Source organism: Hydrogenimonas sp. (assembly GCF_029932565.1).
Classification (GTDB): Bacteria; Campylobacterota; Campylobacteria; order Campylobacterales; family Hydrogenimonadaceae; genus Hydrogenimonas.
In genome coordinates this window covers 4564-13436 of sequence record NZ_JAOZPV010000049.1, presented here as the reverse complement: position 1 = coordinate 13436, position 8873 = coordinate 4564, and the positions used below count along the sequence as shown (strand labels likewise).

General features: G+C 54.2%; 6 protein-coding genes. 5 read left to right on the top strand and 1 reads right to left on the bottom strand.

Annotated features, from left to right (window positions below):
- Positions 1 to 40: 40 nt before the first annotated feature.
- Positions 41 to 1369 carry an MFS transporter gene (locus Q1K24_RS06800; protein WP_366903700.1) on the bottom strand — a complete coding sequence of 443 codons (1329 nt, stop codon included), beginning with the start codon at positions 1367 to 1369 and terminating at the stop codon, positions 41 to 43.
- A gap of 66 nt (positions 1370 to 1435) precedes the next feature.
- On the opposite strand from Q1K24_RS06800, the gene rdgB reads away from it, so the two are divergent.
- The 5 genes from rdgB (at position 1436) to Q1K24_RS06775 (ending at position 8845) form a co-directional block, all read left to right on the top strand.
- A complete protein-coding gene (gene rdgB, locus Q1K24_RS06795) occupies positions 1436 to 2041 on the top strand; it encodes an RdgB/HAM1 family non-canonical purine NTP pyrophosphatase (protein ID WP_300367898.1) in 606 nt (201 codons plus the stop codon).
- Between the two features lie 88 nt (positions 2042 to 2129).
- Complete coding sequence (gene ciaB / locus Q1K24_RS06790) at positions 2130 to 4022, top strand: invasion protein CiaB (protein ID WP_300367895.1); 1893 nt, start codon at positions 2130 to 2132, stop codon at positions 4020 to 4022.
- Between the two features lie 153 nt (positions 4023 to 4175).
- Positions 4176 to 5762, top strand: coding sequence for a hypothetical protein (locus Q1K24_RS06785; protein ID WP_300367892.1), 1587 nt, complete (start codon positions 4176 to 4178; stop codon positions 5760 to 5762).
- 28 nt (positions 5763 to 5790) lie between these two features.
- Positions 5791 to 6342, top strand: coding sequence for a YceI family protein (locus tag Q1K24_RS06780; RefSeq protein WP_300367889.1), 552 nt, complete (start codon positions 5791 to 5793; stop codon positions 6340 to 6342).
- Between the two features lie 73 nt (positions 6343 to 6415).
- A complete protein-coding gene (locus Q1K24_RS06775) occupies positions 6416 to 8845 on the top strand; it encodes a mechanosensitive ion channel domain-containing protein (protein ID WP_300367901.1) in 2430 nt (809 codons plus the stop codon).
- The last annotated feature ends 28 nt before the right edge of the window (positions 8846 to 8873 follow it).

Sequence of the window (8873 nt, the reverse complement as noted above, 5' to 3'; positions counted from 1 at the left end):
TGACCAATGACCAATGACCGAGACCGGACTGCGCCGGCTTCTATTTTTTCATAAACGTTTCGATCACTTCGGTTCTGACGATTTCATTGTCGAATTTGACGACGATGATCTCTTCCGTCTCGTTCAGATAGAAATCGGTGACGCCGTTGATCATCTTCAATCCGTCGATCTTCTCTTTGTCATATTCCGCAAAGGGAAGGAAGAGGTTGTCGCGCACGCCGGGGCTTCGCATCGTCGCGATCCAGACGGCCCAGAAGATACAGACGACCAGTACGAATGCCGCGACGCCGCTCGCGCCGAAGCTCTGGTAGAGCCACCCCCCGATCGCACCCCCCAGGAAGATACCGACGTAGGCGAATGTGTTGGCCACGCCGAGCGCCGCACCCTTCTGGTGCACCTTCGCGAATTTGCTGACGAAACTCTGCAACAGGGGTTCGAACATGTTGAAACCGATGAAGAAGAAGGTGGCACCCACGCCGAACCAGAGAACCGATCCGCTCCATCCCATCAACGCGAACGAGACGGCGATAAAAGCGATCGACACCAGAAAGACCTCTTTCCCCTTGCCGTACTTTTCACCGAACACCGCCGCCGGTCCCATCGCGATGATTCCGAAGAAGACGGCAGGCAGATAGACTTTCCAGTAGGTTTCCGGCCCCATGCCGAACTTCTGCTTCATCACGAGCGGAATCAGGAAAAATGCGATCGCCATCGTCGAGCTGTGAAAGAGAAAGGTGATGTACATGCGCACGAGATCCCTGTCCTTGAAGACGTGTTTGATCTTCGCCTCCTCTTCCGTGTAGCTGTGGACGATTTTCGGTGGCTCCGGCACCGCCGTGAAGAGGATGGCGAGTGCCAGAATCGCCAGAATCGCGGTGAGCCAGAAGAGCGCGCTGACGCTCCAGAGCCCGCCGATGATCGGACCGATGATCATCGCCGCCGCGAAACTCATCGCGATCGTCATTCCCATGACGGCCATCGCGTGGGCCCGCTCGTCTTCGCGGACATGGTCGGCGATCATCGCCGTGACGACCGACCCGATCGCACCGGCCCCCTGCAGGAAACGGCCGAGCAGCAGTACATAGATATTGTCGGCGAGCGCCGCGATGACCGACCCGGCGGCGAAGATGAGAAGCCCGATCAGCAGTGTCTTCTTCCGGCCGATCCGGTCGCTCAACACACCGAACGGCACCTGCAGAACCGCCTGTGTCAGGGCGTAGCCGCCGACGGCCACACCCGCCAGAAACGCCGTTCCGCCCGGCAGTTCCACGGCGTACTGCGACAGCACCGACAGGACGATGAAGAGACCGAAAAATCTCAACGCCACGATGAGACTTAAAGGCAGGACCTTTTTGAAAATCTCTTTCACTTTGTTTCCCTTATGGTAGAATTTTGCTGAAATTATACACCCATAAACAGAAAAGGCCGAACACAAATGCAAATTATACTCGCCACTTCAAACAAGGGTAAAGTAAAAGAGATCCGCTCCCTTTTCGAAGAGGACGAGGTCATCCCCTTCAGCGAAATTCTCGGGCCGATGGAGATCGAGGAGAACGGGTCGACCTTCGCGGAAAACGCCCTGATCAAAGCGCGCACCATTTTCGGGAAACTGGGACGCGACGACGTGATCGTCATCAGCGACGACAGCGGCATTACCGTTCCGGCGCTGAACGGCGAGCCCGGCATCTACAGCGCGCGCTACGCCGGAAAAGGGGCCACCGACCGCGACAATCTGAACAGACTGGTCGAAGAGCTCAGAAAAAAAGGACTGAAGGAAGCCCCGGCATTCTATACCGCGGCCATCGCCATCGTGGCACCCGGGGCCGAGTATGTCGTGCACGGATGGATGTACGGCAGAGTGATCGACACGCCGCGGGGCGAAGGGGGGTTCGGATACGATCCGATGTTCATTCCGGAGGGGTTCGACCAGACCCTCGGCGAACTCGACCCCGCCGTCAAAAAAGAGCTTTCGCACCGCAGCAAAGCCCTTGCCCTGGCCAAACCGATCATCGAGATGCTCAAGGCACGATCGGTACGGTGAACGGTGAGCGGAGAAAGGTGGCGGTACCGAATCTGCCGCTTCCGCCGTATAACAGATAACACGACGACAAAATATCAGGAATTTTTTCATGCAACCAACCAGTGACCATCGACGATCGACGATCGACCAGAACCCCTATTTCGACATCTTCATGGAAGACCTGCAGAGGATCTACGACGAAATTCTGCGGCGCCAGAAAACGCTGGGCAGCTACTATGAACTGCTCGGCGGAGGCCATGCGGACGCGGAGGCGTGGGTCGGCGATTTTCTGCGCCGTGTCGGGCTGCCGGAGACCCCCGACACCCGCATGGCGGCCCTGACGCGCCTCATCGGCCTGCGGGACGACGCCCTGACGCAGGTGCTGGAAAAGGAGGGCTTCGACGAAGAGACGGTCATCGCCGCGAAAGAGACCGCATACAAACTCGTGGCCGACTTCTACCTCAAACGCCACCTGGAACTTCTGGACTGGATCGAAGATGAAGCGCTGCTGACACCCTTCTACCGGGAGATTCTCAAAGAGGCCCACCGCGTCGGGGAGGCGATGAGCAACTGGCAGAGCGCCTGGACCGCCCATATCATCCATGGCGTCAACCGGGAGCTTTTCGAACTTTTCAACGGCGACGAAGAGAAGATCTACGAAATGCTCGAGAGCGAAGATCTCATCGACCTGCGCGAAGAGGGGTGTGTGGGCGACCGCTGCTACTCGGTACTCAAAAAGACGAAAAAAGGGTTCAAAAGCGTCCCCTACGCCAAGGCGTTCCGCATGGAGGTGCAGGATATCGTCAACAGAGTGACCAACATGCGGGAACTGCTGGCGACGATGGAAGACGAAGTTTTCGGCCAGAAGGATGCATGGCTGGGATATCTCGACGCTCTGATCGACGCCTTTTCGCATATGGAGATCGAAGGGCTCATCAAAAAGTGGGCCGAGGTGGACAGACGGTGGATGGCGATCACAGCCCCGATCCAGATCGGCCACCCGCTGGAGTATTACGAAGACCACTACCGCAAAGCGGTGGCGCTGGAGTGGGATGTGCGTCTCGCCTCGCCGAAGCTGATGCAGGAGACGACGATACCCTCCCAGATTACGGCGATGAGCGAAACGCTGGCACGGGAGTTCGGCGAAGAGGCGTTGAGTCTGCATGAAAACTGCGCGGAACAGGTGACACGGACACAGCTCTACATCGGCGTTCCCGCCCTCTTCTACGGAGCGGAATTTCAGGGGCTCTTCTCGGCGCAGGTGGTTCCCAACGACACCGAAGTGAGCCGCGAACTTGGCAAAAAGATCTTCGCCTTCGCCGACAACGTGCTGGAGAGCAAAAAGTCACGTCCCGTCATGCGCATCGCCCGGGAGATCCTAGGCGACGACTTCGTCCGGCATCAGCGGAGCGTCATGTTCGACAAACCGGACCTGTGGCACAAAGTCTACGAAATCACGACGGTCGGCCACGAGTACGGCCACATCCTCTGGGTCGGCGACGAAACCGAAACGGCGATGAACGGAAGCGGCAACTACAAGAACGTCGAAGAGTTCAAGGCGACCGTCGGCGGACTGATGGCCTTTTTCATGCACGAGGATGCGACACTTCGGGAGGAGGTTCTCCGGGACACCGTCGCACGCGCGGTCGGCCTGATGAGCTGGCGGAAAACGGGGGAGGTCGAGCCCTACTACGTCGAAGGGCTGCTGCATCTGGATATCCTTTTCGAAGCCGGCGTGCTGGGATTCGACGGAAAACATCTTTCGATCGACCTGGGAGAGGATGCCTACCGGAAACAGAAAGCGCTCTACCATGCCCGCTACATCCGCCTGGCGCACGAATTTTATATCCCGAAGCGGGATGCAGGCGGGTTCCTGGCGAACTACGTCGAAAAATGGGAAGGCATTTGGCTTCCGAAAAATGAAAGGGTCCGAAATTTCGTCGAATTCTACTGGGGCCGCTATCTCGAAATCGGTCAGGAGACGATGCCGTTCGAAGATTGACAAAGACGGAGATCCGTGCACATAGTATCTCCCTCTGCCCCTCCGATCAAAAACCATAAGTTATTTTCAGTGAATATCGGGTACACTTTACATATTGCCTGGGAAGATGGATACAACGAGTAACAAAAGCGGTATCGACAAAAGGCCGATATGATGACAATCAATGAAAAAATTGCATTTTTGATGGAGACCATCCCGTCCGAAAAGGAGGTGATGGAACTCAAACGCCGCTTTCTTTTCGGAGGCGTCGAAACGGAACTCCTTCTGGATGCATCCAGAACACTTCTAAACTCGAAACCCGACGAAAATCTCATCGAGTGGGCCTATACCATTCTCCAGATGCGCATGGAAAAGAGAAAAAACCGGACCGAAGAGCGCATCCCCGTTCAACAGAAGATGGAGCGCATCATCGCACTCTTTTCCAACCAGGAAGATCTTCAGCGTATTCTTCAAATCGATGACTGGGACACGAGCGACAGACGGGCCATTCAACTCGTATCACACTTCGTGGCCAACGATATTCCGCTGATGTCCAACTTCAAAATCGTCGACAAGGTCTACAACCTTCTGGCCAACTCCTATATCCCTCTCGATATTGCATCGAAATATTTTGGCAAGACCGAGTTCGAAGATGAACGCGACCATCTGCTTGAAAAGTACAAAACATACCGGCGCAAAAAAGAGCGGACCGAAGCGGAAGAGATGCCGCAGATGCCAGTCCGAGAGTCACCCATCAAACGCTACACCTATCTTCTGAGTTCCCTGGCCGCTCTCACATTCATCTTTATGGCCGGATTTCTGACAGCCAAATACCTCTACGACAAGCCGATGACCCAAATCAGAATACCGATCGAAACGACCACTGTCAAGGCAGTACATGCGGCCGATGACAACCTGTCGCATCAGGCGAAGTCACCGCATCCGGCGGAGGCGTCTCTTGAGAGACAGTACATCATCAACCGTATCATGCTGGAGCGCGGGCTGGAAGACCTCGGGGTGGAGACGAAAATCGATTTCTCGACGAAAGTCATGGCACAAATGGCAGGTCCCATCGACCTGCCAGACTATCTGCAGGAAGAGAAGGGGCTGATTCACGAGCCGGAACCGTGGCATCCCCCTCGTACACTCGCAGGCGGCCCGCTCAAAATCGCAATAAGGGGGATCGGGGAGCTTCATGGCCTGGCACTTCCGCTGCCTCCTCCCGACCGGAACACCACCGGTACCAAAGCGCTGCCGGAAGGATTCAGACTGGAAGCGGAAGAGACACCCTCATCCCGGATCGTCTATATGACCGACAACAAGAACTACTACCCCGTCGAGCTCTACACCTTTGTCGGAGAACCGGTCATCATGGAGTTCCGGCTCATCAATTTCAAACCTGGCCACTACGTTCCCGTACCATCCGACATATGGCACTTTTCCGATATCGGCGCTTTGCGTATGCACAAACATTTCATCTATCAGCAGGGCAAAATCAGTCCCGCTAAAATCATCACGAACCACTTTCATCCCGGAGGGGGAAGCGTGGAACTCATCTCGGTCGGAAAACTCGACAGAAGCAAACGGCAGCACGAACTGCTGGTTGAGCGCAACGACTATCTCCCTTCCGGCAAACTGCTCTATCAGGAGCGGTATGAAATCGATCGGATCGACGGCCGATGGCGCAGCAGACTTGTCCATCAAGCCTGGTATGATGAGGGTATAAAGATTCAGGCCAAAGGCCTCGATACGGTACAATAGAGTCATCTTATTTTAAAAGGCAACGGGAATGAAATCGATTGTTATCAGCCTGCTCACAGCGACATTCATAATGGCAGGTGAATGCACCTACAAAGTCAAAGATATCGATGTGACATGGGAAGCTTACAAGACACCGGCGAAGATTGGTGTGGACGGAACGTTTGAAGCCATCAAACTTTCGGCTTTGCCGGACAAGAGCCCCGAAGCGCTTCTCGAGGGGGCCAGAATTTCCATCGATACCCAGAGTGTCAATTCCAAAAACAGCAGCCGCGATGCGAAACTCGTCAAATTTTTCTTCAATGTCCAGGGCGTCAAAACGATCACAGCGGAAGTGAAACGGGTCGACAAAGAGAGGGCGGATGTGGAAATCACGATAAACGACGTGACGAAAATAGTACCGATGAAAGTGGAGTTTGACGAAGATGCCATCGAAGCGGAGGGGTATATCGATCTGGCGGATTTCGACATGCTCCCGTCACTCGAAAGTATCACCAAGGCCTGTTTCGATCTTCACAAAGGAAAAACATGGCAGGATGTCAAAATCGGATTCGACATCAAAACTTCGGAAAAATGCAAATAGACCCGACCACTCTTTTCGAACGGGTGGAACCGATCCGTTCGTCTATTCCGGATAACACGTTATAATCTTGGCTATGATTCAACGTTTTCTATTGATAGCCCTTCTGCTGCTTGGTTCCCTATGGGGCGGAGCGAACACCTCTTCCAGTGGCACCCCTTCAACCGAAAGCGGCTCTGCCACTGCAGCAACGGCACAACACTATGCACCCGAAAAGATTCCGGAAGCGGCAACCGAAACGGCCAAAACGCTTGCGGAAATGGAAAAACGTCTTGAAGTTCCACAGGATATTCTCGAGATCGAATCCTCTCTTCCCGACTTTGTCAAATCGATCCGCCAGGTGCGCGAGGATATCACCCGCCGTGATTTGACGAAGCAGAATGTCAAACAGCTGCGGACATGGCATGAGGAGTTGATGCGATATCAGCGCCAGCTCGAATCCTATGCCGAACGACTCAATCATCAGATCGAACTCTACAACACGATGCTCAAATCTCTTCAACAGATGGTGGAACGGTGGACGGCAACCGAAAAAGATGCAAAGGACCAGAACGCACCCGAAGCGATCATGCAAAGAGCCCGTGAAACGATGCAGCAGATCGGCAAGATGCAGAAGCGGGTCAAAAAGGCATACGACAAAACACTCACCTACATCGATATGATATCGGGCGAAAAACAGCAGTTCGATGCCCTGACAACGGAGCTCGAAGCGGCACTTGCCAAACGCGGCATGGAACTCTTGACACTCGATCACGCACCTATTTTCAAAACGATTCGGAAAGAGGGCATCAACCCCTCGAAGTACCTCTCCGAAAGTATCAAATCGATCCGGTACATATGGGAACAGAGCCGCCTCTTTTATCTAACCAATATTGCCGGTTTTTACGCCCACATGGGTACGACGGCGCTACTGGGCATTCTCCTTCTTTTTCTCTATCTGCGACACAAGCAGGGCAAACTTTTTCTCGTCAACGATGAAAAGGTGCGCAGTTCCGTCTTCTTCATCGAACATCCCGTAGCGGCAACGATCCTTCTCTCCGTACTCATCGTACCGCTTTTCTATCCGGAACGGCCCGTATCTGTAGGATACTTTAACGGCATCGTCGCACTCGGTGCGCTGCTTGTCATCATTCGGAATATCGTGAAGCCGGTCATGCGGAGGTATATCTATCTGCTGGCTGCCCTTTTCATACTCGATACCGTGCAGATCCATATTGTCGAGGCGGAAAGCGAAGGACGCATCGTATGGCTGCTGATGGCGCTCGTCATGCTGGCGGCATCGATCCGAATGATGCGCAGAAACGGACCGCTCTACAATAAAGAATATGATCGCGAGATTCGCTTTTTTATCCGGTTCGCACCCATCATTCCGCTGATACTCATCATCTCGGTCGGCGCCAATGTTGTCGGCGCCGTCAATCTCTCGGTCAAGCTGCTCGCATCCCTGATCATATCTCTTTTCCTCTTCATGATCTTCCTGATCGTCGCGCGCATCTTCCGCGGGCTCATCATCATGTTCGTGCGTCGGCGCTCCATCGAGTCGAAGCATCTTCTGCAGGAGTATGCATACCAGATACAGAATTATCTGACCTTCATCGTCAATATCTTTCTGATGCTCTACTGGCTCTACCTGGTTCTCAAACAGTTCGATCTTCTCTACTATGTCGAGAACTGGTGGCAGACTCTGATGGCGGTATCGTGGAAAGCCGGGGAAGTCGTCATCTCCGTCGGCTCCATCGTCGACTTCATTCTCGTTCTGATCGTCACATGGTTCCTGACACGCTTCATCACGATCATCCTCGATCTCGAACTCTTCAGTCGTTACGAATTCCCGCGCGGAGTTCCCGCAGCGATTCAGATGATCATCCGATACCTGATCATCACGATCGGAGTCGTCTTCGCACTGACCGTACTGGGTATCAAACTGACCGACCTCAGCCTCATCGCGGGAGCGCTCGGTGTCGGTATCGGTTTCGGTCTGCGTAACATCATGGCCAACTTCGTCTCCGGCCTGCTGCTCATCTTCGAACGGCCTGTTCAGCAGGGCGATGTGGTGGAGGTGGGAGGCGTCTTCGGCGATGTCCAGAACATCGGCGTGCGCGCCACTACGATCAAGACGTACGACGGATCGGAAGTGATCGTCCCCAATGCCGACTTCATTACGAAAGAGGTGATCAACTGGACCCTCTCGTCCAAAAGCCGCCGGGTCAAAATGCAGTACAAAGTCGCCTTCGGCAACGACCCGCGGCAGGTGATCGAAATCATTCGCAGCGCCATCGAAAAACATCCGGGCATACGCAAAGAGCCTGCTCCGAAAGTCCTGTTCGACGGCTATGGCGACTACTATCTGGAATTTACCGTCTATTTCTGGGTCGACGAAAAATTGCTCGACATCAAGAGTGAAACCGCCATCAACATCTACGAAGCGCTGTCGGAGGCAGGTATCGAAATGCCGGTGCCCTTCAGTCGCATCACCTACGAAAACCAAGAGGGAGAGAAACGATGAAAAAACTCGTCATGCTGCTGCTTGTCGG

What these genes read in the sequence shown, in the direction of transcription:
- Q1K24_RS06775 (WP_300367901.1), top strand. Translation starts at nt 6,416, where the DNA reads ATGATTCAACGTTTTCTATTGATAGCCCTTCTGCTGCTTGGTTCCCTA.
- ciaB (WP_300367895.1), top strand. Translation starts at nt 2,130, where the DNA reads ATGCAACCAACCAGTGACCATCGACGATCGACGATCGACCAGAACCCC.
- rdgB (WP_300367898.1), top strand. Translation starts at nt 1,436, where the DNA reads ATGCAAATTATACTCGCCACTTCAAACAAGGGTAAAGTAAAAGAGATC.
- Q1K24_RS06785 (WP_300367892.1), top strand. Translation starts at nt 4,176, where the DNA reads ATGACAATCAATGAAAAAATTGCATTTTTGATGGAGACCATCCCGTCC.
- Q1K24_RS06780 (WP_300367889.1), top strand. Translation starts at nt 5,791, where the DNA reads ATGAAATCGATTGTTATCAGCCTGCTCACAGCGACATTCATAATGGCA.